General features: G+C 36.7%; 25 protein-coding genes. 14 read left to right on the top strand and 11 right to left on the bottom strand.

Annotated elements, in window-relative coordinates; genetic code table 11:
- Window position 1 precedes the first annotated feature (1 nt).
- The gene (cydX, locus tag RMB03_RS06260; protein WP_000270276.1) at window positions 2–103 is read left to right on the top strand and encodes a cytochrome bd-I oxidase subunit CydX; all 102 of its coding nucleotides are present in this window, start codon (window positions 2–4) and stop codon (window positions 101–103) included.
- Complete coding sequence (locus tag RMB03_RS06255) at window positions 104–403, top strand: cyd operon YbgE family protein (RefSeq protein WP_128814366.1); 300 nt, start codon at window positions 104–106, stop codon at window positions 401–403. It abuts the gene before it with no gap.
- Between the two features lie 12 nt (window positions 404–415).
- On the opposite strand, the gene RMB03_RS06250 is transcribed toward RMB03_RS06255, so the two are convergent.
- From RMB03_RS06250 to RMB03_RS06225, 6 genes are all read right to left on the bottom strand, one after another.
- Window positions 416–940, bottom strand: coding sequence for a GNAT family N-acetyltransferase (locus RMB03_RS06250; RefSeq protein ID WP_311074704.1), 525 nt, complete (start codon window positions 938–940; stop codon window positions 416–418).
- Window positions 941–1,018: 78 nt separating this feature from the next.
- Entirely contained in the window at window positions 1,019–1,690 is a 672-nt protein-coding gene (locus RMB03_RS06245) for a DUF2057 family protein (RefSeq protein ID WP_311074703.1), read from the bottom strand.
- A gap of 218 nt (window positions 1,691–1,908) precedes the next feature.
- Window positions 1,909–2,505 (bottom strand): nitroreductase family protein, encoded by a 597-nt coding sequence (locus RMB03_RS06240; RefSeq protein WP_132069475.1) that lies wholly within the window; start codon window positions 2,503–2,505, stop codon window positions 1,909–1,911.
- 187 nt (window positions 2,506–2,692) lie between these two features.
- Window positions 2,693–3,805 (bottom strand): signal recognition particle-docking protein FtsY, encoded by a 1,113-nt coding sequence (gene ftsY / locus RMB03_RS06235; RefSeq protein ID WP_005040068.1) that lies wholly within the window; start codon window positions 3,803–3,805, stop codon window positions 2,693–2,695.
- 120 nt (window positions 3,806–3,925) lie between these two features.
- The gene (locus tag RMB03_RS06230; RefSeq protein WP_311074701.1) at window positions 3,926–4,252 is read right to left on the bottom strand and encodes a hypothetical protein; all 327 of its coding nucleotides are present in this window, start codon (window positions 4,250–4,252) and stop codon (window positions 3,926–3,928) included.
- A 98-nt stretch (window positions 4,253–4,350) separates the two neighbouring features.
- Window positions 4,351–4,710, bottom strand: a complete 360-nt coding sequence (locus RMB03_RS06225; RefSeq protein WP_004791942.1) for a hypothetical protein — start codon at window positions 4,708–4,710, stop codon at window positions 4,351–4,353.
- Window positions 4,711–4,927: 217 nt separating this feature from the next.
- Between RMB03_RS06225 and RMB03_RS06220 the strand changes: the two genes are divergently transcribed.
- The 3 genes from RMB03_RS06220 (at window position 4,928) to RMB03_RS06210 (ending at window position 6,346) form a co-directional block, all read left to right on the top strand.
- Window positions 4,928–5,161 (top strand): hypothetical protein, encoded by a 234-nt coding sequence (locus RMB03_RS06220; protein WP_003652111.1) that lies wholly within the window; start codon window positions 4,928–4,930, stop codon window positions 5,159–5,161.
- Between the two features lie 233 nt (window positions 5,162–5,394).
- Entirely contained in the window at window positions 5,395–5,769 is a 375-nt protein-coding gene (locus tag RMB03_RS06215) for a DUF2750 domain-containing protein (RefSeq protein WP_056480557.1), read from the top strand.
- Window positions 5,770–5,914: 145 nt separating this feature from the next.
- A complete protein-coding gene (locus tag RMB03_RS06210) occupies window positions 5,915–6,346 on the top strand; it encodes a CBS domain-containing protein (protein ID WP_311074698.1) in 432 nt (143 codons plus the stop codon).
- Between the two features lie 52 nt (window positions 6,347–6,398).
- Here RMB03_RS06210 and RMB03_RS06205 read toward each other — a convergent pair whose 3' ends face one another.
- A complete protein-coding gene (locus RMB03_RS06205) occupies window positions 6,399–7,607 on the bottom strand; it encodes an aspartate aminotransferase family protein (protein ID WP_005040061.1) in 1,209 nt (402 codons plus the stop codon).
- Between the two features lie 227 nt (window positions 7,608–7,834).
- Here RMB03_RS06205 and grxD point away from each other — a divergent pair, with 227 nt between their 5' ends.
- Entirely contained in the window at window positions 7,835–8,176 is a 342-nt protein-coding gene (grxD, locus tag RMB03_RS06200) for a Grx4 family monothiol glutaredoxin (RefSeq protein WP_004643080.1), read from the top strand.
- 47 nt (window positions 8,177–8,223) lie between these two features.
- Here the strand turns inward: grxD and RMB03_RS06195 are convergent, their stop codons facing one another.
- On the bottom strand, window positions 8,224–8,547 hold the full coding sequence (locus RMB03_RS06195) for a hypothetical protein (RefSeq protein WP_311074694.1): 324 nt from the start codon (window positions 8,545–8,547) through the stop codon (window positions 8,224–8,226).
- A gap of 242 nt (window positions 8,548–8,789) precedes the next feature.
- Here RMB03_RS06195 and RMB03_RS06190 point away from each other — a divergent pair, with 242 nt between their 5' ends.
- The gene (locus tag RMB03_RS06190; protein ID WP_017392244.1) at window positions 8,790–9,689 is read left to right on the top strand and encodes a LysR family transcriptional regulator; all 900 of its coding nucleotides are present in this window, start codon (window positions 8,790–8,792) and stop codon (window positions 9,687–9,689) included.
- Window positions 9,690–9,731: 42 nt separating this feature from the next.
- Here the strand turns inward: RMB03_RS06190 and map are convergent, their stop codons facing one another.
- Window positions 9,732–10,526: a type I methionyl aminopeptidase gene (map, locus tag RMB03_RS06185; RefSeq protein WP_017392243.1), complete on the bottom strand. Its 795-nt coding sequence runs from the start codon at window positions 10,524–10,526 to the stop codon at window positions 9,732–9,734.
- A gap of 353 nt (window positions 10,527–10,879) precedes the next feature.
- Between map and brnQ the strand changes: the two genes are divergently transcribed.
- The 3 genes from brnQ (at window position 10,880) to RMB03_RS06170 (ending at window position 13,301) form a co-directional block, all read left to right on the top strand.
- Window positions 10,880–12,181, top strand: coding sequence for a branched-chain amino acid transport system II carrier protein (gene brnQ / locus RMB03_RS06180; RefSeq protein WP_198495633.1), 1,302 nt, complete (start codon window positions 10,880–10,882; stop codon window positions 12,179–12,181).
- A gap of 191 nt (window positions 12,182–12,372) precedes the next feature.
- Window positions 12,373–12,792, top strand: coding sequence for a heme-binding protein (locus tag RMB03_RS06175; protein ID WP_080027261.1), 420 nt, complete (start codon window positions 12,373–12,375; stop codon window positions 12,790–12,792).
- 266 nt (window positions 12,793–13,058) lie between these two features.
- Entirely contained in the window at window positions 13,059–13,301 is a 243-nt protein-coding gene (locus RMB03_RS06170) for a hypothetical protein (protein WP_004643085.1), read from the top strand.
- A gap of 38 nt (window positions 13,302–13,339) precedes the next feature.
- Here the strand turns inward: RMB03_RS06170 and RMB03_RS06165 are convergent, their stop codons facing one another.
- The gene (locus RMB03_RS06165; RefSeq protein ID WP_132069467.1) at window positions 13,340–13,795 is read right to left on the bottom strand and encodes a hypothetical protein; all 456 of its coding nucleotides are present in this window, start codon (window positions 13,793–13,795) and stop codon (window positions 13,340–13,342) included.
- 141 nt (window positions 13,796–13,936) lie between these two features.
- On the opposite strand from RMB03_RS06165, the gene RMB03_RS06160 reads away from it, so the two are divergent.
- The 4 genes from RMB03_RS06160 (at window position 13,937) to RMB03_RS06145 (ending at window position 20,646) form a co-directional block, all read left to right on the top strand.
- Entirely contained in the window at window positions 13,937–14,797 is an 861-nt protein-coding gene (locus RMB03_RS06160; protein ID WP_026056226.1) for an alpha/beta fold hydrolase, read from the top strand.
- 325 nt (window positions 14,798–15,122) lie between these two features.
- Window positions 15,123–17,978: a phosphoenolpyruvate--protein phosphotransferase gene (ptsP, locus tag RMB03_RS06155; protein WP_311074687.1), complete on the top strand. Its 2,856-nt coding sequence runs from the start codon at window positions 15,123–15,125 to the stop codon at window positions 17,976–17,978.
- Window positions 17,979–17,993: 15 nt separating this feature from the next.
- Window positions 17,994–18,941, top strand: a complete 948-nt coding sequence (gene pfkB, locus RMB03_RS06150; RefSeq protein WP_311074685.1) for a 1-phosphofructokinase — start codon at window positions 17,994–17,996, stop codon at window positions 18,939–18,941.
- Window positions 18,928–20,646, top strand: a complete 1,719-nt coding sequence (locus tag RMB03_RS06145; protein ID WP_311074683.1) for a fructose-specific PTS transporter subunit EIIC — start codon at window positions 18,928–18,930, stop codon at window positions 20,644–20,646. The genes pfkB and RMB03_RS06145 overlap by 14 nt, the downstream gene beginning before the upstream one ends.
- A 76-nt stretch (window positions 20,647–20,722) precedes the next feature.
- Here RMB03_RS06145 and RMB03_RS06140 read toward each other — a convergent pair whose 3' ends face one another.
- Window positions 20,723–21,226: a hypothetical protein gene (locus RMB03_RS06140; protein WP_205470185.1), complete on the bottom strand. Its 504-nt coding sequence runs from the start codon at window positions 21,224–21,226 to the stop codon at window positions 20,723–20,725.
- Between the last annotated feature and the right edge of the window lie 203 nt (window positions 21,227–21,429).

Genomic DNA, 21,429 nt, shown 5'->3' with positions numbered 1-21,429 from the left:
AATGTGGTATTTCGCATGGATCCTTGGCATTTTAATGGCATGTTTTGCAGGTGTACTCAGTGCACTTTATATCGAGCACCATCAAAACTTAGATGAGGAATAAATCATGGCAAAAGCAATGACAGCATCAAATCATCGAAAAGTTCAAGCATTCGCAATGGCCCTTTCATTTCTGTTGGCATTGCCTCTTGCTGCAATTTTGCTGGTTTACCCTTCACTCATGTTAGATGCTAACGGACATTACAATCATAGCCAACTTATGCTGGTGATGATCGGTATTTCTGGTGGTTTCATTTATGGAGTAGGTTTTGTACCAAACTTCTGGTTATGGAAATGGTTATTTAGTCCATGGATAGCATGGCCTCTCATGCTTTTAGGCTATTACATCTGGTTTCTAACCTAAACAAAAAAGACCTCATTTGAGGTCTTTTTTCATTTCAATCAATTTAATAGGTACCATTGGTACCCCTACATTTGCTTCAACTGGATATGGTTGTTCATTACCCGTTTTCCCATATCCACGTCGTTCATAATAAGCGATCAATTCAGAACGGACATCTAGCACATACATTACAGCGTTGGTCAGATGGGGATCTTCTTTCAATGCATATTGCTCCGCATATTCTAAAACAGAACGACCCACTCTCATATTTTGAACATGAGGATGTGTACAGAATGTCCCAACCTCAACCTGATTGTTTTCAAATGTAAGTCCAATGCATGCAACAATTTTGGAAGTGTTACCTTCCCCTACCAATAATGTCGAATTCGAAAGTTGTAGCTGTTCTTCTAATTGGTGCTCTGTAATACGTTGCCCTTTTACAAACTCAAGCTCAGTTGTCCAACTTCTACCTTGTTGTTCTCGATAAGACTTATTAATTAAATCTACGAGTTCTGGAATATCGGCAAATTGAGCTAAACGGAAATTTAAATTAGTCATAAAATATACTTAGGCTATTTATAAAAATTCTAAAAATAAAGCCGATATTAAATCGGCTTTATTTTAAATAGCAATTGATTAATTTGATTGTTCAGCTAGCCAAGCCATAAATTTTTGACGCTCAGCTTTTGAGGCTTTCTGCCAAGTTTCAACTAACCGTTGATCATTCGTTTGTGCTACACCTGTTACTGGCATAGTCGTTGGAGCTGGTAAAATAACTTGAGCAGAAGTAGGTTTAGCCGATGCATACACTGCTTCAGGCTGTGGTTTAGATGATTTAGTCGTAAAGTCAGTTACTTTACCCAACAAGCCAGTTGCAAACCATGGTTTTGCTTCATTGTTTGCACCCGTTTGTTTCACAATTAATTCATTATTTGTACTGTACAAAGCAACTGTTGGTTGTTCAGCATATTTTTTTGCATTTTCAAAGTCTTTAGGGACATCGACCATCGAAAGCTTGTAAGTTTTCCCATCTTGCAATGCAGGTGTTTGAATTGTAACTACACCAGATTTAACAATGTCATGCTCGCCATTTAAATGTTCAAAATATTCTTGGTAACGCACGCTTAAGCTGGTTTCACCCGCATCGACTTTATAGTTATTTTTAGATGAACGAAATAACCCAGAATTGACTTCTTGACCATTTACCGCAAGGATTACAATTTCCTCTGGTGCTGTAATTGTAACTGCTGAAAATACTGAACCACTGAGTAATAAACCAATTGCAGCAACACCTAATCTTAAAGTCATCTGTTTCTTTCTCTGTATTTGATAAGCTATTAAATCATGAGCAATATGCAATATGATTGTGACTATTTTATGACAGTGTAGTTATTGGCTAATTTTCAGATTTATTATTTTTAAAATATATATTTGAATTTCATCAGTTTCCGTTTTATTTAGTCATTGCATTAATTCTCAAAACGTAAAAAAAGAGCACCTAAATAGGTGCTCTTTTTAACTTTCAATTAGTTGAAAGTTTTGAAACGATCAGCATCATTAATAAATGCTTTTTCGCCTGCTGGTGCTTCAACTGAACCAAATACTAATTGAGCACGTAATTTCCAAGTTGCAGGCACATCAAATGCTTCAGCGGCTTCAGCATCAACAATCGGGTTATAGTGCTGCAAAGATGCTCCTAAACCAAGCTCTGAAAGCGCAGTCCAAGTTGCAAATTGAGCAATCGCACTTGAATGTTCAGACCATACAGGGAAGTTATCTGCATATAATTCGAATTGCTCTTGTAAGCTTTTAACAACAGCTTGGTCTTCATAGAATAAAACCGTACCAGCACCCGCTACAAAGCTATCAATTTTTGTGTTTGTACCAGCAAAAGCTTCTGCAGGAACAATTTTACGTAATGCTTCACGAACTAAATTCCAGAATTTAGCATGAGATTCACCATATAGTGTCACCACACGTGAAGATTGCGAGTTAAACGCTGAAGGGCTATGTTTAACCGCTTCACGGATTGTCTCTTCAATTTTAGTGCGATCTAATGCAACATTTTTACCAATTGCATAAATAGTGCGACGGTTTTTAATTTTATCTAAGAAAGTAGACATTTTGTTATTTCCTACCTATTTGATTGACCATGGGCCGTTGTTTGGGAATGAATACAGTGTATTGAACCCATTTTTTATAATCAGCATTAAAAATATGACAGTTCGTTTTATTTTCGCAACAATAAAAAAAGATATACATATAAAAAAGCTTCACCATTTAGTGAAGCTTTTTATTGCTGACAACCAATTATTTATCAGTTTCAAACAGCGCAGCGACAAATGATTTAGCCGAGAATGGTCTTAAATCATCAATTTTTTCACCAACACCAATAAAACGAATTGGCACATGGGTACGGCTTGCAATATTAAAGAGCACGCCCCCTTTCGCGGTTCCATCTAACTTGGTAATTGTAATACCAGTCAAACCCACAGTCTGGTCAAACTCTTGCACTTGGTTAATCGCGTTTTGCCCTGTACCAGCATCTACGACTAACATAATTTCATGGGGTGCAGTTGCATCAATTTTTTGCATAACGCGTTTAACTTTTTTAAGTTCTTCCATCAGGTTGCTTTTATTATGTAAACGACCTGCTGTATCTGCGATTAATACATCAATTCCCTTAGCACGAGCACTCTCAAAGGCATCAAAAATAACAGAGGCACTATCAGCTCCGTGACCTTGGGCTACAACAGCGATATCGTTACGTTCACCCCAGATTTGTAATTGCTCTGTCGCTGCAGCACGGAATGTATCACCAGCAGCCAACATCACTTTTTTACCTTCACCTTGCAAACGTTTCGCTAATTTACCAATAGTTGTGGTTTTACCAACACCATTTACCCCAACCATTAAAATCACATACGGTGATTTGTTCGGATCAATATGCAAAGGCTTAACACGTGGAGCCAACAAAGCAACCAACTCTTCTTGTAAAGCTTTATAAAGAGAGTGGGAATAGATCAAATCACCACGAGCAGTACGCTCTGTTAAATTGGTAATGATCGTTTTAGTTGCCTCAACACCAATGTCTGCAACCAATAATTGCTCTTCGACTTCTTCGAGTAATTCATCGTCAATTTCCTTTCCACCGATCAGGATATTGACCATTCCATCAGCGAAGTTACGACGAGTTTTGGTTAAACCTTCTTTCATCCGGCCAAAAAAACCAGATTTTGGTTGTTCAACCGCTGTTTCTGTTGAAGCCGATTCAACTTTGGCTACTTCAATGTTTTCTTGTGATTTAACAGGAGATTCAACGATGGGAACATCGATAGCAGGTAAATTAGGTAATGTGACATCGTCATCACCGATCTCAGCATCTATCAAGAATTTATTTTGCATATTCGATTGTTGCTCCATGCGGATTCCTTGAAAAACAGCGCGTTTAAAAAGAGAAAGTTTAGCATAAATTCAAAATTTTGCCTGCCACAATAGTGCTCAAAAAGCTTTGGAAACCAAGATTTAGCCTGATTAACCCAATTACTGAGTATCTTCCTGAGCGAGTGCCGGATATTGCATAATATGAGCACCCTCAAATTGGTAAGCATGCATTAACTTTAAATACTCAGCTCGATGAATTTCTGACTGAGCTATAAGTAACTCAGCCATGTCTTGAGTTCTTGGATAAGTCGCCTGATGAGACAGTTGGATAATTCGTTGATATTGATCCGGACTAATAGGCCGAAGTAATGCTAAATATGACAGCACAAAAATACAGCCAATGACAATAACCACAAACAGGTTAAAACATTGATCAACTTTTAACTCAGACTTTAATTTAAGAAAATTTTGTTTGAATATGAGCATGACCTACCTCGAATTAGTGTAGTGTAGGGTTCAATGCACATAAGCACAAGATCAAACATCCAGTAAGGTTAATAATCGTACCTTACTGGATAGTATGCTTAACTTATTAGTGAACGGATGACAGAAAAGTATAAAATTGCCGCAATAATAACCAAGACTAAAAACATGGCAAAAATACTTAACCCTTCTTCTGCATCTGCTGGATGCAACTCGTCTTCATCGGCAATTTTTCGAAGCTCCCCATCATAAACTTGATAAAACCAGTTTTTTTGAGCGGGTTCCAAATGCCCAGCAAAATCAAATACCCTTTTGCGCTGTGCAAGACAATAATCCCCTAAATGGATTTCCTCATGGAAAATAGCTTCATCTAATAATTTACGGTGATAATGGGCCAGTTCTATGATTTGTTCCTCTTTAGGCGGAGTATCAAAAACAAAGCCATCGATTGTATTTGTCATATTTTATTCTCCTTGTCTTTTATTCTCATATTGATTTTAATCAAAATTATTTGTGAATAATGTTTAATCATGTATCCTAATAGTGAACTAAGCGATATGCACTAATAGTTGACAAATCCATCAATTTGTAATATTAGTTTAATAATTCTAAGTTAAATTAATTTAAAGGCAGTGGCCTTTAGAAAAAAGTAATCATAATTACAATAAGGAGTTTTCTATGATTCAACGTATCTCTCATCATGATTTAGAACATGTATATGCAACTGCAGTAAACACAATTCATTCTCAAATGAACTTTCAAGATGCAGTTACACAGTTAGAAGAAGTTGCTCGCGCTGGGCACGGTAAAGCTGCTCTATTCTTAGCAGAATTGTATTATCAAGGTTTCCGTGTTGAACGTGACTCACTTAAAGCACAATATTGGCAAAAGTTAGCCACAATGCAAGCATAAAGAAACGTCACTTAGGTGGCGTTTTTTTATGCCTGTAAAAACTTTCTATAAATATAATTCACTACGCACTTTGTGCGCCTTAAGCTTCGCTAAAGCTTTAGTCGCTTTGTCTTACTCAGGTGGTCTTTTCTTTAGCTGGGAATATTTGTTTACGATTTGATACCTGTTTAAACTGAAATGTCATCTATTTTTTCTATAATAAGCAAGACAAGTTAAGAACCATTAAATTGACAATGAATAGTTTAAGCAATCTACAACCGGTTTCAAAAGACTTGATGATTAAGATTTATATTTTAAGAACCATGATGTACTGTGGAGTTCTTTGGGGATTATTTCATCAAGGTTGGGCAATTAAATCAGATCAGGAAGATTTTATTTTTCCTTTCTGGCTCAATGGATTGCAAGCTCACCGCTACGCCAAAGAACATTGGCCACATTATAAACCAAGAAGAATTACCCCCAAAGATTTTCATGAATCTTTATTGCCAACATTAACCCGACTCAACGTTACGCCCGCTTTATTTAATTCTTCTCACAGGAAGTTAAAATTATCTACCCAGCAAATGCATCATTTCTTTTTTAAACATCCGAACTGGCAAGAAGCCTAAAGTTTTCTTTAGGTTCTTAACCACTATATAGAATGCTTTTTGAACGCTTGAGTGTAAAACTTGTATTTGAATGACTATCAAGTCTTTGCATTTTTATAAAATCAAGCTAATTTAAAACAAAATGATAAAACACGGGATAGAAGAAATGACAATCGTTGCACAAGTAATCAAAAACAAATCAGAGCAAGATATTTTTACAATTTCTCCAGAAGCCACTGTCCTTGAAGCTATTAAAATCATGGCCGATAAAGGAATTGGTGCATTAGTCGTAGCTGAAGGTGAAAAAGTTGTCGGAATTTTATCTGAACGTGACTACACGCGAAAAGTGACGCTTATGGAACGTACTTCATATAGCACTACAGTCGCTGAAATTATGACATCTAAAGTACTTACTGTAAGTCTAAACAACACAGTTGAAGAGTGTTTACAGTTAATGACAGATCGCCACTTACGTCATTTACCAGTATTGGACAATGAAAAATTAGTTGGTTTTATCTCTATCGGTGACTTGGTAAAAGCAGCAATGGAAGATCAGAAAAACTTAATTGAACAGTTAAAGCAGTATATCTCTGGGTAATGCTTTGAAATAAAAAATGGGCACATTAAGTGCCCATTTTTTATACTAAAACTTAAAGATAGCTATTAATCAAAGTAACTAAACGCTCTAACAAGTCATCGGCCTGCGCTTGAGTCATATTAATAGGCGGTAATAGACGAACTACCGAACCTGCTGTAACGTTGATAATAAGCTTATGTTGATCACGAGCAATAGCAACCAGTTCAGCACAGTCTTTAGGTAATTGAATACCAATCATCATACCAAAACCACGCACTTGAACATTCTTGTCAGCTAACTTTGAACGAAGTTGATCAACGATATAGCGTCCTACTACCGCCGCATTTTCTACAGCATTCTCTTTTTGAATTGTATCAATGACTGTGTAAACCACACGAGAACCTAGTACAGTACCGCCATAGGTAGAACCATGACTACCAGGTCCCAACAAACCAACAGCTTTACCTTGTGTCATTACAGCACCTACTGGGAAGCCATTTCCGAGTCCTTTCGCAGTCGTTAGGACATCAGGCACAATGTTGGTATGCTGATATGCAAAATATTTACCAGTACGCCCATTACCTGTTTGAATTTCATCTAGCATCATAAGCCAGTTATGCTGATTACAAATATTGCGGACTTCCTCAAGATAGCTAAAGCCTTGAGGAGCGGTATTAATACCACCCTCACCTTGAATTGGCTCAATCAAAATTGCAACAATATCTGGATGCTGCAAAGCGGCTTCCTGAATTGCTTCCACATCACCAAATGGCACACGAATAAAATCATTCACCAAGGGAGCAAATCCATCTTGTACTTTTTTATTACCCGTTGCTGAAAGTGTTGCCAACGTACGACCATGAAATGATTGTTCTGCCACAATAATCTTTGGCAAACGTACACCTTGTTGAGTACCAAATTTACGAGCAATCTTAATCGCACCTTCATTAGACTCAGCACCACTGTTTGAAAAGAAGATCTCTTCCATGCCAGAAACCTCAGCAAGCTTCTGAGCAGCGGCAGTTTGCCAAGGGATTTCAAATAAATTACTTGTGTGCACAAGTGTTGCAGCTTGTTCAGCAATTGCTTCTGCAATGACTGGATGTGCATGACCTAAACCACATACAGCAATACCAGTTAATGCATCTAGATATTCTGTACCATCTTCAGTATATAGATATGCCCCTCGGCCTCGTACAAAACTGATCGCTTGGCGACCATAAGTAGCCATTAAGTGTGATGGTTGATCAGGTTGTATTGGAGCTAGGGTAATATCAGTCATAACGAACTCTGTCTGTATGAGGTTTTAAGAAGGGTTTATATAAGCAAAAACTGGCTCTGATGAAAAGTCTCATCAATCATTTATCTAAAATTTCGTCCGCTTTTCGCTATCACTTCGGTTTATACAATAAAATATTGAAGATTCAATGCAACTTTAAGTAATCAGGTGGTTTGCAAAGCGATGTAAACACCCCCTATAATGCTGCTAGATTAGTTGAGGATCTATTTATGACTGAACAAGCACGTGATACTGAAGCGTTAATCCGCGATCAAATTGCGAAGCATCCCGTTTTACTTTACATGAAAGGCACTCCACAGTTTCCACAATGTGGTTTCTCTGCACGTGCTGTAGAGGCGCTCAGTCAAATTGGTCGTCCATTTGCATATGTAAATATTTTGGAAAATCCTGATATTCGTGCAATCTTACCAGCAATTGCGAATTGGCCTACATTCCCGCAACTTTGGGTAAATGGCGAACTTATTGGCGGTAGCGATATCATGCTTGAAATGTTCCAAAATGGTGAATTAAAACCATTAGTTGAACAATATAGCGCAGCGCCAGAAGCGTAAATAATAAAAAAGCCAATCGATAGATTGGCTTTTTTATGCTCTCAACTTTAAAAATCGCTCACTCCCACATAGCGAAATAAACCTTCCATACCTAAATCAGATTTTAAAACAATCAGATTCTCATAAGGTGTTGTAGTTAGAGCTTCAAAAATATTCATATTTGGATCTTCATGTAACTCATCCACACTCTGATTCATGCACTCTTCAAATCGATCTGCAACAAATTCGAATCCCAAATCCATAGCAACAAATAAAGTATGTTCACATGGCTGAACGTATTGTTCTTGTGCCCAGTCAATTATCGTTTGTTTGCAAAATGGGCACTCAATATTCGTAGAGGCATCGTTAAGTTCTATCAATTGATAAGGCATTAGATTTGAAAAGTAGAGAAAAATATAGTGTAAAATAAATTGATTAATAGTTCTATAGACAACCCATAAACCCAATAAAAAACATACATCAAAATTACAACGTAATTACATTATAATTTCAAATTTATCTCCAGCAATTAGATAATGAATTTATCTCCTGCTTACAAAAAATTTAGTATAAGAATTATCGTTGCAAAAATAATAATGTAAAATCATGGTTGTTGCAGAAATAGGATATTTTAATGCTCACTGATCTTGATGATTTTTATTGTTTTGCTCTCGTTGTTGAGCATGGTGGCTTTAGTGCTGCTGAGCGTGTAACAGATATACCAAAATCAAAATTAAGTCGTCGTGTGTACAGCTTAGAAGAAAACTTAGGTGTTCGCTTAATCCAACGTAGCTCTCGTCATTTTGCCGTTACGGATATTGGAATGGATATTTATAGACATGCTCAAGTCATGATGAATGCTGCACAAGCTGCTCATGATTTGGTTGATCATTTAAGTATTCAACCTAGAGGTGTGGTAAAAGTTAGTGTGCCTGTTGATATTGCTCAAAATCAACTTCCTAAAATCCTACCTGCTTTCTTAAAAAAATATCCTGAAATTCGCTTGCAACTTATGGTCAGTAACCGTCGAGTGGATGTCATTAATGAAGGGATTGATATCGCTTTACGTGTTCGCTCAAAACTTGATGACGACCCAAGTTTAGTTCTTAGACAGTTTGCCCTTATAGAACAAAGTTTATTCGCAAGTCAGGCATATTTAAATGAGTTTGGTGATATAAAAAATCCAGAGCAGCTCAGCGAACATCGCATTTTAAGTTTATCTGAAGAACATCTTGATCAACAATTCATGTTGCATGGACCTGACAATCAACAAAAGAAAGTCAAAGTCAGCCCGATTGTAATGGGCACAAACATACACATGTTGGCTCAATTGGCTAGTCAGAACTGTGGTATCGCATTATTGCCAGAGAGTGCAGCAGAAGATTTCCTTAAGTCTGGGCAACTTCTACAGATATTGCCAGATTGGAAAGCGCCTCATGGAATATTACATGCTGTATATCCATCACGCCGAGGATTACTACCTGCTGTTCGAGTATTCATTGACTATTTAGTCGAACATCTTTCTGAGCGTTAAAATAAAAAAGTTCGATAAATTATCGAACTTTTTTTATATTTTTTAAATTGCAGGATAATTTCCCACACCTTCGGGCCATGGTGTTAATAGTTCAAAGCCAGTATCTGTTACTGCAACCATATGTTCCCATTGAGCAGATAAAGAAAGATCTTGAGTAATGACTGTCCATCCATCATTTAACTCTTTCACTTGCGGCCTACCTGCATTCACCATAGGCTCAATGGTAAAGACCATTCCTTTCTTTAAAACCAAACCTTGCCCACGCTGCCCATAGTGCAAAACATTGGGTTGTTCATGATAGACCTTACCAATCCCATGTCCACAGTACTCTCGAACAATACTATAGCCTTCTCGGTGAGCAACCGATTGAATAGCATAACCAATATCACCTAATGTAGCTCCTGGCTTAACTGTATGAATACCAGCAACCATCGCTTCATAAGTTGTATCAACAAGTTTTTTTGCTTGTGGGTTTACATTACCCACAAAATACATGCGGCTCGTATCACCAAAATAACCATCTTTAATAATTGCGACATCAATATTAATAATATCGCCATCTTTTAAAATTTTATTCGGCGATGGTATTCCATGGCAAACAACTTCATTGACTGAAGTGCATATCGTTTTTGTAAAACCGTGATATCCCACATTAGCAGGGATAACTTTTAAATTATTTACAATATAATCATTACAGAGGTTATCTAAATATTCAGTAGATACGCCTGGTTTAATATAGGCCTCTATCATTTCTAAAACTTGCGCAGCCAAGCGTCCAGAAATTCTTAATTTTTCCAGATCTTGTTCAGTTTTAATGGTAACAGTAGAAGCTCTCATTCAATTCTATCCTCGCAGACAAGAAACATGCCCGTCCCTACAAAACCTAAGGTAATTCAAAATATTTTAGGATGAATATAAGTCAGACCAAAAGCCTAAAATGCTCAAATATCCAGCATTCACAGTAAAAATTTATCTTTTTATTCTTACATATTTTTTATAAAAAGTCAGAACTTAAAAAGAAGTTCTTTTGCCCTTTTAATGCCTTTTCAAGCACATACTTTAACCAAACAATCGCGTATAACACCATATATCGTTTTAACCACCCGAAAAAAAGCTTTTTCACATAAATTAGCGCTTGAACATGATTACTTTTGCTCTAAAATTCCTTCTTTTTTATTCACTTTTAATTTATGCAACATCTTCGTACTGGAGATATTATTGCCTTAGGTTTTATGACCTTTGCCCTTTTTATTGGGGCTGGCAATATTATCTTTCCTCCCATCGTCGCTCAACAAGCTGGTGAACATGTCTGGTTAGCTGCACTAGGCTTTTTGATTACGGCTGTCGGCTTACCTGTAATTACCATCATGGCACTCTCTCGTATGCAGGGATCCATTGAAATTATTAGTTCTCCCTTAGGTCGAGTAGCAAGCCTGATTTTAACTGTTGTTTGTTATTTATCAGTCGGACCACTATTTGCCACCCCTCGTACAGCTACTGTTTCTTATGAAATTGGTTTTTCCTCTTATTTTGGAACATCAAGTAGCAGTCTTTTAATCTATAGTGCAATTTATTTTTCATTTGTAACTGTAGTTTCACTCTATCCAAACAAGCTTTTGGATACAGTAGGACATGTACTTGCCCCGCTAAAAATTATCGCTTTAGCAATTTTAGGCATTGCGGCGGTCATGATTCCTGCGGGTTACGTTCCTGCACCAATTAATCATTACGTTGCGTCTCCTGTTTCCGAAGGTTTCGTAAACGGTTATCTCACCATGGATACCTTAGGTGCACTCGTATTTGGTATCGTTATTATTCAAGCGATTTACTCTCGCGGTGTAACTGATAAAAAGTTAGTCACCAAATATGCAATTATTGCCAGTCTCATTTCAGGTGTTGGTCTTACTTTAGTTTATTTAAGCTTATTCAAATTAGGTTTAGGTAGCCATGAAGTAGCACCAAATGCAGCAAATGGCGCAGTAATTTTACATGCATATGTACAACATGCTTTTGGAAATATGGGTTCATTATTCTTAACTGGCCTCATCTTTTTAGCATGTATGGTTACAGCAATTGGCTTAACTTGTGCGTGTGGTGAGTACTTTGCTCAGTTAACAAAATTACCATATAAGCTTTTAGTCTTTATTTTAGTTGGTTTCTCTTTCATTATTTCGAATCTTGGCTTAACTAAACTGATTGCTATATCAGTACCTGTCTTAAGTGCAATCTATCCACCTGCGATTGTGGTGATTATGCTGAGCTTCTTTTGGAAATTTTGGCACAAACCTTCTTTTATTGTCGGTTCAGTAACGAGTATTGCTTTAATTTTCGGTATTATTGATGGTCTTAAAGTGGCAGGTTTCAGTAATTATTTACCTGAATTTCTTCAACATTTACCCCTAAATGAACAAAACTTAGCATGGTTGATCCCATCTTTAGTTGTTCTTGTAATTACCGTAATTATCGACAAAGTTAAATTCAAAAACATTTAATCTAGTGGCTTTTTTGAAATCGAGTTTTATCCAAACATGATTTTATATATTGAATAGAATGCTGTGTTTACCCAACCAGCATTTTATTTCCACCCTAGCTTTTAATGACAAATCAACAATAGATATAATTAATTTTTACTGTAAAAATACACTAAAATAATTTTTAGCTTACTCAGGAAAGAAGAGCAACAATGAAAACTAAATATTACTTAACATTAGCAGATGCGGAGTTTTTAATGGAAGAAGCTCAAAAATATGCAATTGAACATAACTTTAAAGTCAGCATTGCGATTGTTGATGAAACAAGCTCTCTATTACTCATGAAACGTTTAGATGGCGCCTCTCCTTTAAGTTCACATCTATGCTTAGAAAAAGCGAAATGCTCTTCAATATCAGGTAGACCCTCAAAGTTTTACGAAGAACTTCTGCAAAGTGGACGTCTTGGCTTTTTAAGTATGCCCAGCGCTCAAGGGATGCTAGAAGGTGGAAAACCGATTATTTATGAAGGTGAAATTTTAGGTGCTATTGGTGTATCAGGTGTTCAATCTTTTGAAGATGCAGAAATTGCTCAACACGCAATTGACACATTTTTTAAAAAGCAAAATAGCTAAAATAAAATGATAGAAAAGAGAAATTATTATACTTTTCACTTAAATAATTTCTCTTTCCTAAAAGAATAAGTATTTCATACAAAAATATTTAATATTTACTTTTTTAATACCTTAAGCTTTTATAAATATAGAGTTTTTTATAAAACTGCTCAAAAAAATTGCTATTCGCTATTGAATTGTATGAAAAATAGAAGTACAACATTAAACTTAAAACAAATTCTTGACTAAAACATTAGGTTTTAGTACCACCACAAGGAGGGATGGAGATGTTATCATTACATTTCAACAAACAAGTCTTCATTAACACTCTGAACAGCAAAGATTCAGTTGTGTATGGAGTAACGCCGCTTGCTCTTATGCTGACTTTACTGTTTCAAGGTATGATCAAAGGAAATTTAAAACCTGAATACTTTATGTATGCGATGGTTGTTTCTTTCATATTTTGTCTGTGGGCCTTTGTCGATCATAAGATGCGAAAATTAGCTAAACGACGTCTTAGTCAACAATAATTGTAAGATTAAAAAAATGGATGAGTGATCATCCATTTTTATATACCTAAAAATAAAAAAATTGTTCCCATAACTAAAATAGCTGTAGCTAATAATTCAGCAATAATCAATGCAACCATCATTAAAGACATTAACCATGAAGGTAGGTTAAAACGACCTAACCGATGGGGTTGTTTAAATTGATTTGTCGTGTCCTGTAAGTACCCATGTACGATATAAACTAAAATTGAAAAACTAAAAAACAAGAGATTTGCTAACACACACCACAAAGTAATATTTTCGCTTAAAACAGTAAAATAACTTAGCACAGCAAGAATTAAGCTAGCAGCTGCGTAAAGTAAGCTACTTCGATGAGCAATATCCACATAATAATGTGCACGACTCAATTCCGAACGGCGTATTTGCCAATATTTCCATACCCCTGTTAACATTCCTATCCATAAAAATATGCCACTAAAAACAATCGCTAATTGTACAGCTTTCGGTAAATCCATCTTTTTCCCAATTATTCGTTTTATTAAAATTTAATGAGCTGTATAGCATAAATCCTGACTTTATAGTCACATTTTAATCAAGTATCATTTTAGAACTCATGTAAATTAAACTCATCAACAAGCTAATCATTACTTAATATTATGGATAACACTTTTGAATCATTTTGGATGACCTGCAAAGATGGTTATCAACTTGCTGCACAATTTTATCCAGCTGAATCAAAAAAGTCGGCCAATCCTGTTTTGATTTGCCCAGCCACTGGTATTACCAAAAATTTTTATCATCCTTTTGCTACATGGTTAAGCCAACAAGGTTATGAAGTATTAAGTTTTGATTTCCGTGGAATTGGAGACTCATTGCATGGACCTTTAAAGCAAAGTGAAGCAAGTATTAATGATTGGGGAACGCTTGATATTCCTTGTGCAATTGATGCTTTATTAGAAAAAACACAAGCAGAACAAGTTACTCTTCTTGGCCATAGTGCTGGTGGGCAACTGTTAGGAATTGTGCCTAATTTTCGCAAAGTAGCAAAAGTTGTTGCGATAGCAGGTTCTACTGGCAACGTAAAAGGTCTTAAAGGTAAAACCAAGTTTCTGGCACCTGTCATGTTTAAGGTTATCTTTCCAATTTCTAGTACTTTAAAAGGTTATGGCGCTACTCAATTTATTGGAATGGGTGAAAACTTGCCTAAAAAAGTTGCTCAACAATGGAGAGAGTTTTGTAGCAACCCTGGCTATGTAAAAAATGCCATTGGTAAAACTGTCTTTCATGACTTTCATACTGAGATTGTCTGCCCGATTACTTCGATTTGGGCAAGTGACGATGAAATTGCCACTCAACAGAACGTTGAAGAATTATTAAGTTTATATCCTAATGCATCTACTAAAATGCTAGAACTAAACCCTCTAAAACTCGGATATAAATCAATCGGACACATGTTAATGTTTAAAAAATCACATCAAAAGATCTGGCCTCTTTTAGAGCAAGAAATTCAATACTAATTTTCAATTCATCATTTACTTTTTGCCTCTATACCAGTAATCCGGTTTAGAGGTTTTTTTTATTATTAAAAACGCCCTTCTCTTTTATAAAATAATCTTATTAAATTTATAGTTATCACAAGAAAGTAAAATATATTCGACATTCACTTCTTTGTATTAAAAACGAGCATTTTTTTACGTAAATACGTCGATATAGCTTTAAAGTTCTGCTATGGTAATTTATCTGAAGCTGTTGTTTAAAAACGGTTAAACTAACCTATTTTAATACAAACAGCTTCTTTTTTTCTGTTTTAGCTAAAGCCAAAGAAATTGTTCAAGGATAATTATGCTAGCACTAGAGCCTCAACATATTCATATGAATCAACATGCTGTTGATAAACAACATGCATTACAGTGTCTAGTAGATATATTAGTGAAAGATGGGTTGGTTACTCCTGACTATATAACAGGACTTATCAACCGTGAGCAGCAAAGTGCGACCTATTTAGGCCAAGGAATTGCAATCCCACATGGGACGCCTCAGTCACGAGAATTTATTTTAAAAACTGGTATTCGTTTAGCCCATTTTCCAGAAGGAATAATATGGGATGGGGAAAATACGATTTATTTAGCTGTTGTTATTGCAGCAAAATCCGATGAACATTTACAAGTATTACAAATATTAACTAGAGCGTTAATGCACGATGTAAGTGAACAAGTAAAAAATGCATCAAAACCTGAGCAAATTATTGAACTATTACAAGCTCAACCATTATCTTTAACACTACATGAAAATTTAATTCAAACTGAAATTGAAGCTCAGGATATTGAAGATTTGTTTTGGGCAGCAACTCAAGTCCTTAAAAAACAGAATTTCGTAAAATGCGGTTTCTTAAGTTCTCTAGATCCAGAGCAAGTCATTCAATTGCAAGACCAGATCTGGTCTGTCTCTAGTAATCAGTTTGTTCAACAACCAGCTATTAGTATTGTAAAACCACGTCATCCCTTAGATTTAAATGGGCAGAAACTAAATACTTTAGTCTGTGTTGCTGCAAATGATCAGTTAGATAGCCAAAGATTTAATCGGCTGATTGATATTTTATTTAATCCAGAACAAGTTGCACAATTAGATCAAACCCAAGCACCAAATGAAATTGCTAAAATTATTGGTGCGGAAGTGATTCCCGATTGGCCAAACCGTTCAGTTGTATTGGCCAATGCACATGGATTACATGCCAGACCCGCGACTCATTTAGTTAACTTAACAAAAACTTTTCAAGGCGATATTCAAGTTGCAGTAGATGAAGGTAGTTTTGTCTCAGCTAAGAGTTTGACCCGCTTATTGGCTTTAGGATGTAAACGCGGCCAAACTTTACGTTTCATTGCTGAACCAGGAACAGATGCAGTAGAAGCCTTAGATAAAGTGATTTTGGCAGTACAACAAGGCTTAGGGGAAGAAATTGAACCGCTACTCTCTTCAGATACCAAAGAAGATCAAACACCTCAAACCGTAACATCATTACCGAAAACATTGAGTACAAATACAGGTATTCCGGCTTCTAGTGGTTTAGCTTTTGGCCCAGTACATGTCATTAAACCTAAAGTTTATCAATATGAACGTATAGGTTTAAGTGTTAAAGCTGAGAAAGAGAAACTTGATATTGCTCTTCATGCAGTTAAAAATAATATTCACCAAGTTATTGCGAAATCTGAAGCTTCTGAAATTAAGCAAATATTCCAAGCACATTTGGAAATGCTTGATGACCCCGATCTCATTAATGGTGTTTATCAAAAGATTAACTTAAATCTTTCTGCCCCTGCTGCTTGGCATGAACATATTGAAGCAGCAGCTAAAGAGCAAGCGGCTTTACCAGACCGTTTACTGGCTGAGCGTGCTACAGACTTACGTGATATTGGGGATCGAGTTTTGGCTCAACTCTGTGGTGAAGTTATCATCGAAGAACCTAAAGAGCCTTATATCCTAATTATGTATGATGTGGGACCAAGTGATGTGGCTCGCCTCAATAAAGATCGTGTTGCTGGTATTTTAACAGCTGTTGGCGGTGCTAGTGCCCATAGTGCTATTGTTGCGCGTGCTTTAGGTATTCCTGCAATTGTTGGTGCTGGTGATCAAGTATTAGATATTGAGCAGAAAAGCTCTCTTCTAATTAATGGAGACACGGGAGCTTTCGTTTTAGATCCAACTGCTCAACAAATCGAAAATGCAAAACAGGAACGTGAGCTTCAACAAAAAATTCGTGAAGAAGCTGAACGCCACTGCCAAGAACCTGCGATTACTCTAGATCAACACCAAATCGAAATTGCAGCCAATTTAGGAAAAGTTCAAGCTACAGCCCACGCAGTAGAATGTGGCGCGGAAGCAATTGGCCTACTTAGAACAGAGCTTGTTTTTATGGCTCATAGCAGCGCCCCAAATGAGGCAGCCCAAGAAGCAGATTATCGGGTTGTCTTAGATGCACTTGCTGGTCGCCCTCTCGTAGTACGCACTTTAGATGTAGGAGGCGATAAACCTCTGCCTTACCTACCAATTGCAGAAGAAGAAAACCCGTTTTTAGGACTAAGAGGCATTCGCTTAACCTTAAGACGGCCAGAGCTATTGCGTCAACAACTTACTGCTTTGCTTAAAGCCGCAGATGATCGCCCTTTAAGAATCATGTTCCCAATGATTGGCCGTGTAGAAGAATGGCGTGCAGCTAAAGCAATACTTGATGAAGTAAAAGCTGAATATACATGTGCGAATTTACAAGTTGGCATTATGATAGAAGTTCCTTCTGCTGCATTACTTGCACCTATCCTTGCGCAAGAAGTAGACTTTTTCAGTATTGGAACAAATGACTTAACTCAATATACCTTAGCCATTGACCGTGGCCATCCTATCCTCTCTGCTGAAGCAGATGGTCTGCATCCAAGTATTTTGCAATTGATTGATCAAACAGTAAAAGCTGCACACAAACATGGCAAATGGGTAGGAATATGCGGTGAACTAGCAGCTGATCCAAAAGCTGTACCTATTCTTATGGGATTAGGTGTAGATGAACTCAGTATGTCACCGAATAGTATTGCCTTGGTAAAAGCACAGATTCGTACACTAAACTACAGCCAAGCTCAAATACTTGCACAGCGCGCACTTGAATGTGATAGCGCCCCTGCTGTACGTCAGTTATCCGAACAAGAACTGTAAAGATTAGGAATGGTAATGGCTAAAATTTTAACAATTACTTTAAATCCTGCAATTGATGTCACGATACAACTCAATGAGTTGCAGATAGGTGAAGTAAATCGCCAAGAATCTGTAGAGATTCATGCTGCTGGAAAAGGGCTTAATGTTGCACAAGTTTTAAAAGATTTAGGACATAATGTTATTGTTTCCGGTTTTCTAGGAAGTAGTAATCGACAGATTTTTGATACACATTTTGAGCAAGTTCAATTTCAATCTGAATTTATTTATATTGAGGGTGAGACGCGCCAGAATATAAAAATTGCTGAACATTCCGGTCGTATGACCGATTTAAATGGAAAAGGATTTTTAGTATCTGAACTAGATAAAAAGAATCTATTCCAAAAAATCGAAATGATTTTGCCGCAAGTAGAAGTCGTTGCTATTGCTGGTAGTCTTCCACAAGGTTTTAGTATTGATGAGTTTCAAAAGCTTATTAAGCTCATTCAAAAACATGGTAAAAAAGTTGCCCTTGATACAAGTGGTAAAGCGTTAGTCGCTGCAATTGAATGCCAACCCTGGATGATTAAACCAAACACCGATGAGTTAGTAGAAAGCTATCAGCTTCCTGCCACGACCTATGTCGAGCAAAAAAAGCTTTTTAAAAACTTAGCTAAAATTGAGCATGTCGTTATTTCGATGGGTGAAGACGGTGTAAACTGGCTACATGAAACACATCCACTACATGCCCAAGCCCCTAAAGTGATCGTTAAAAGTACCGTTGGTGCGGGCGACTCTCTTTTAGCAGGGATGATTCATGGCCTAATAAATAACTTCTCTGCCGAAGAAACATTGAAAACGGCTACAGCAATTGCGAGCCATGCTGTAACACAAATTGGCTTTCGTATTCCAAATGCTGAAATGCTAAACCAATTAAAAGCCCAAACTACAATCAATTCATTGAGCGAATCTGATGCCAACTGCTAAACATTTATTATTTGTCATTAATAGTCCGCAACAGCAAGTCAATGCTTTGATTTTAGCTCGAAAGCTTGCACAGGTAGCATCCCAACAGGGTTACGAAAATAATATAATTTCGCTCGATGAATTCGAAGAAAATCAAAACTTTGATCAAATCATTGTTATTGGACAACGTCCGAAAAATCTTAATATTTTTGGTACACACCCTTTATCTTTAATTAGCATTGAAGAAATCAAAAATGATGCTCATTCAGCTTTCCAAGCTGGCTTAGATCATTTAAAGCCAGCTCAAGATTGGCAGAGTGATAATACGCCATCGCCAAATAAAGCGACTAAATTTGTTGCAATCACTGCGTGCCCGACAGGTGTTGCCCATACCTTTATGGCTGCTGAAGCATTACAACAAGGTGCAGAAAAACTTGGTTATGATATTGAAGTAGAAACACAAGGTTCCGTTGGTGCAAAAAATATTTTATCAGCCCAAGCTATTGCTGAAGCGGACATCGTGATTCTTGCTACTGATATTGAAGTTAATACAGACCGTTTTGTGGGCAAGCATGTTTACCGATGCGGTACTGGTTTTGCATTAAAGCAAACAGATAAAGCTTTTGCTGAAGCGATTAGTAATGCACAAGTTTTAGATCAAGGTAAGCAACAAACATCAGCAGAGAACAAGGATAAAACCGAAAAAGTTGGCGTATATAAACATCTCTTAACAGGTGTTTCTTATATGTTACCTATGGTAGTGGCTGGTGGTCTTCTAATTGCCCTATCCCTATGCTTTGGCCTAAATGCTGCTGAGCAAGCAGGCAGTTTACCAGCCATATTAAAACAAATTGGGGCCGCTGCATTTATGCTCATGGTCCCGATGTTATCGGGTTATATTGCCTACTCCATTGCTGATCGCCCTGGCCTCGCACCTGGCTTAATCGGCGGCTTACTCGCCTCTCAATTACAAGCAGGCTTTTTAGGCGGCATCGTTTCAGGTTTCCTTGCGGGCTATATCGCACTTTTTATTGCAAAAAAACTCAAGCTTCCTACTAGTCTAGAAGCACTTAAACCGATTTTAATTATTCCTTTATTAGGTACATTATTTGTTGGCCTTATTATGTTCTATGTGGTTGGACAGCCTGTAGCACATATTTTCGAGCTCATGAAAGACTTCCTAAATAATATGGGTACAACAAATGCTGTGTTAATGGGAATTATATTAGCAAGCATGATGTGTATCGATTTAGGTGGCCCAATCAATAAGGCAGCCTACGCTTTTACTGTCGGATTACTGACAACAAATACCTATATGCCTATGGCAGCAACAATGGCGGGTGGCATGGTCCCTGCTATTGGTATGGCCATTGCAACTTTCGTGGCTAAAAATAAATTTAGTACAGGAGAGAAAGATGCCGGAAAAGCTGCTTTCGTATTAGGGTTATGTTTTATTTCCGAGGGTGCTATTCCTTTTGCAGCTAAAGACCCAATGCGCGTTATTCCAACTTGTATTTTAGGTGGTGCAGTGACTGGAGCACTTGTTGCACTATTCCACTGCGAGTTAGTTACTCCTCACGGCGGTGTATTTGTTCTTTTAATTCCCAATGCAATTAATCATGCTTGGCTCTACCTTGCTGCAATTGCTGCTGGTAGTATTGTTACAGGAATAAGCTATGCAATCGTTAAGAAAAAAGTAGAAGAAAAAATTGTGACCACTGCATAATAAAAAAGGGAGAATATTAATTCTCCCTTTTTTAAAATTAAATACTATTCAACAATCTGTTTTAATAGTGCTTATATCACTTAATCTGAGTAGCTCTTGCCATAATCTGTGCAGGTACTTCTTCTGCTAACATAACAGTTAAAGTTGGCTCTTTTTGCGATTTAGCAGATAAATTCTGAGATTCTAAAACTGTATTTATATCTTTTGGAGCTAATTTAAACATAGCACCTGTTGCAGGATCTACAATTAAAATCCCGATTAAACCACCAAAAAGAATATTACCAAAATACCAACCACTCAATGTTCCGGTAACTTCTACGGTTTTGCTTTGATAACCAGCCTTACTAAAAGTTACCTGATAACTTTCAGGTTTGAAATAGCCCGCCCCCTTTTTCAAACTTACTGTTGCTGGTGTTTGCCCAGTATGGATTTTCACACCTTTACGATTTTTAATCTCAATTGTTGCAGACTCAGGCACACTAGTAAAAGTCAGTGTTTGCGAAGAACCTGAAACAATAGTTGCACAACCATTTATTCCCAAAGTTAAAGCAATCAAAGAAGTAAGTAATAATTTTTTCATCATGAAACCAAAAGATTTATCAGTAATTATTGGAATGCGAACTATAATAAATGAAACAAAAAATAACAATTAAAATACAATTTATTAGAGCAACAATTAAGCAATTTCTTAAGTAATAGTTATTAAAAATATAATTTATAGACAAAAAACTAAATTTATAACGCTCATCATTCAACTAGTTTTTTAATTTTATATAATATAAT

This window comes from Acinetobacter sp. V91_7 (assembly GCF_031799075.1).
In the GTDB taxonomy this organism is placed as follows: Bacteria; Pseudomonadota; Gammaproteobacteria; order Pseudomonadales; family Moraxellaceae; genus Acinetobacter; species Acinetobacter calcoaceticus.
This window is presented reverse-complemented; position numbering and strand designations above follow the sequence as displayed.

Excerpts from the sequence above, each read along its gene's own strand:
- ptsP (WP_311074687.1), top strand. The coding sequence starts at position 15,123 with ATGCTAGCACTAGAGCCTCAACATATTCATATGAATCAACATGCTGTT.
- RMB03_RS06240 (WP_132069475.1), bottom strand. The coding sequence starts at position 2,505 with ATGTCTACTTTCTTAGATAAAATTAAAAACCGTCGCACTATTTATGCA.
- RMB03_RS06175 (WP_080027261.1), top strand. The coding sequence starts at position 12,373 with ATGAAAACTAAATATTACTTAACATTAGCAGATGCGGAGTTTTTAATG.
- RMB03_RS06220 (WP_003652111.1), top strand. The coding sequence starts at position 4,928 with ATGATTCAACGTATCTCTCATCATGATTTAGAACATGTATATGCAACT.
- RMB03_RS06190 (WP_017392244.1), top strand. The coding sequence starts at position 8,790 with ATGCTCACTGATCTTGATGATTTTTATTGTTTTGCTCTCGTTGTTGAG.
- RMB03_RS06205 (WP_005040061.1), bottom strand. The coding sequence starts at position 7,607 with ATGACTGATATTACCCTAGCTCCAATACAACCTGATCAACCATCACAC.
- RMB03_RS06230 (WP_311074701.1), bottom strand. The coding sequence starts at position 4,252 with ATGCTCATATTCAAACAAAATTTTCTTAAATTAAAGTCTGAGTTAAAA.
- RMB03_RS06225 (WP_004791942.1), bottom strand. The coding sequence starts at position 4,710 with ATGACAAATACAATCGATGGCTTTGTTTTTGATACTCCGCCTAAAGAG.
- RMB03_RS06145 (WP_311074683.1), top strand. The coding sequence starts at position 18,928 with ATGCCAACTGCTAAACATTTATTATTTGTCATTAATAGTCCGCAACAG.
- RMB03_RS06165 (WP_132069467.1), bottom strand. The coding sequence starts at position 13,795 with ATGGATTTACCGAAAGCTGTACAATTAGCGATTGTTTTTAGTGGCATA.
- RMB03_RS06140 (WP_205470185.1), bottom strand. The coding sequence starts at position 21,226 with ATGAAAAAATTATTACTTACTTCTTTGATTGCTTTAACTTTGGGAATA.
- brnQ (WP_198495633.1), top strand. The coding sequence starts at position 10,880 with ATGCAACATCTTCGTACTGGAGATATTATTGCCTTAGGTTTTATGACC.
- cydX (WP_000270276.1), top strand. The coding sequence starts at position 2 with ATGTGGTATTTCGCATGGATCCTTGGCATTTTAATGGCATGTTTTGCA.
- RMB03_RS06210 (WP_311074698.1), top strand. The coding sequence starts at position 5,915 with ATGACAATCGTTGCACAAGTAATCAAAAACAAATCAGAGCAAGATATT.
- RMB03_RS06215 (WP_056480557.1), top strand. The coding sequence starts at position 5,395 with ATGAATAGTTTAAGCAATCTACAACCGGTTTCAAAAGACTTGATGATT.
- RMB03_RS06160 (WP_026056226.1), top strand. The coding sequence starts at position 13,937 with ATGGATAACACTTTTGAATCATTTTGGATGACCTGCAAAGATGGTTAT.
- RMB03_RS06170 (WP_004643085.1), top strand. The coding sequence starts at position 13,059 with ATGTTATCATTACATTTCAACAAACAAGTCTTCATTAACACTCTGAAC.
- RMB03_RS06245 (WP_311074703.1), bottom strand. The coding sequence starts at position 1,690 with ATGACTTTAAGATTAGGTGTTGCTGCAATTGGTTTATTACTCAGTGGT.
- grxD (WP_004643080.1), top strand. The coding sequence starts at position 7,835 with ATGACTGAACAAGCACGTGATACTGAAGCGTTAATCCGCGATCAAATT.
- pfkB (WP_311074685.1), top strand. The coding sequence starts at position 17,994 with ATGGCTAAAATTTTAACAATTACTTTAAATCCTGCAATTGATGTCACG.
- RMB03_RS06195 (WP_311074694.1), bottom strand. The coding sequence starts at position 8,547 with ATGCCTTATCAATTGATAGAACTTAACGATGCCTCTACGAATATTGAG.
- map (WP_017392243.1), bottom strand. The coding sequence starts at position 10,526 with ATGAGAGCTTCTACTGTTACCATTAAAACTGAACAAGATCTGGAAAAA.
- RMB03_RS06250 (WP_311074704.1), bottom strand. The coding sequence starts at position 940 with ATGACTAATTTAAATTTCCGTTTAGCTCAATTTGCCGATATTCCAGAA.
- ftsY (WP_005040068.1), bottom strand. The coding sequence starts at position 3,805 with ATGGAGCAACAATCGAATATGCAAAATAAATTCTTGATAGATGCTGAG.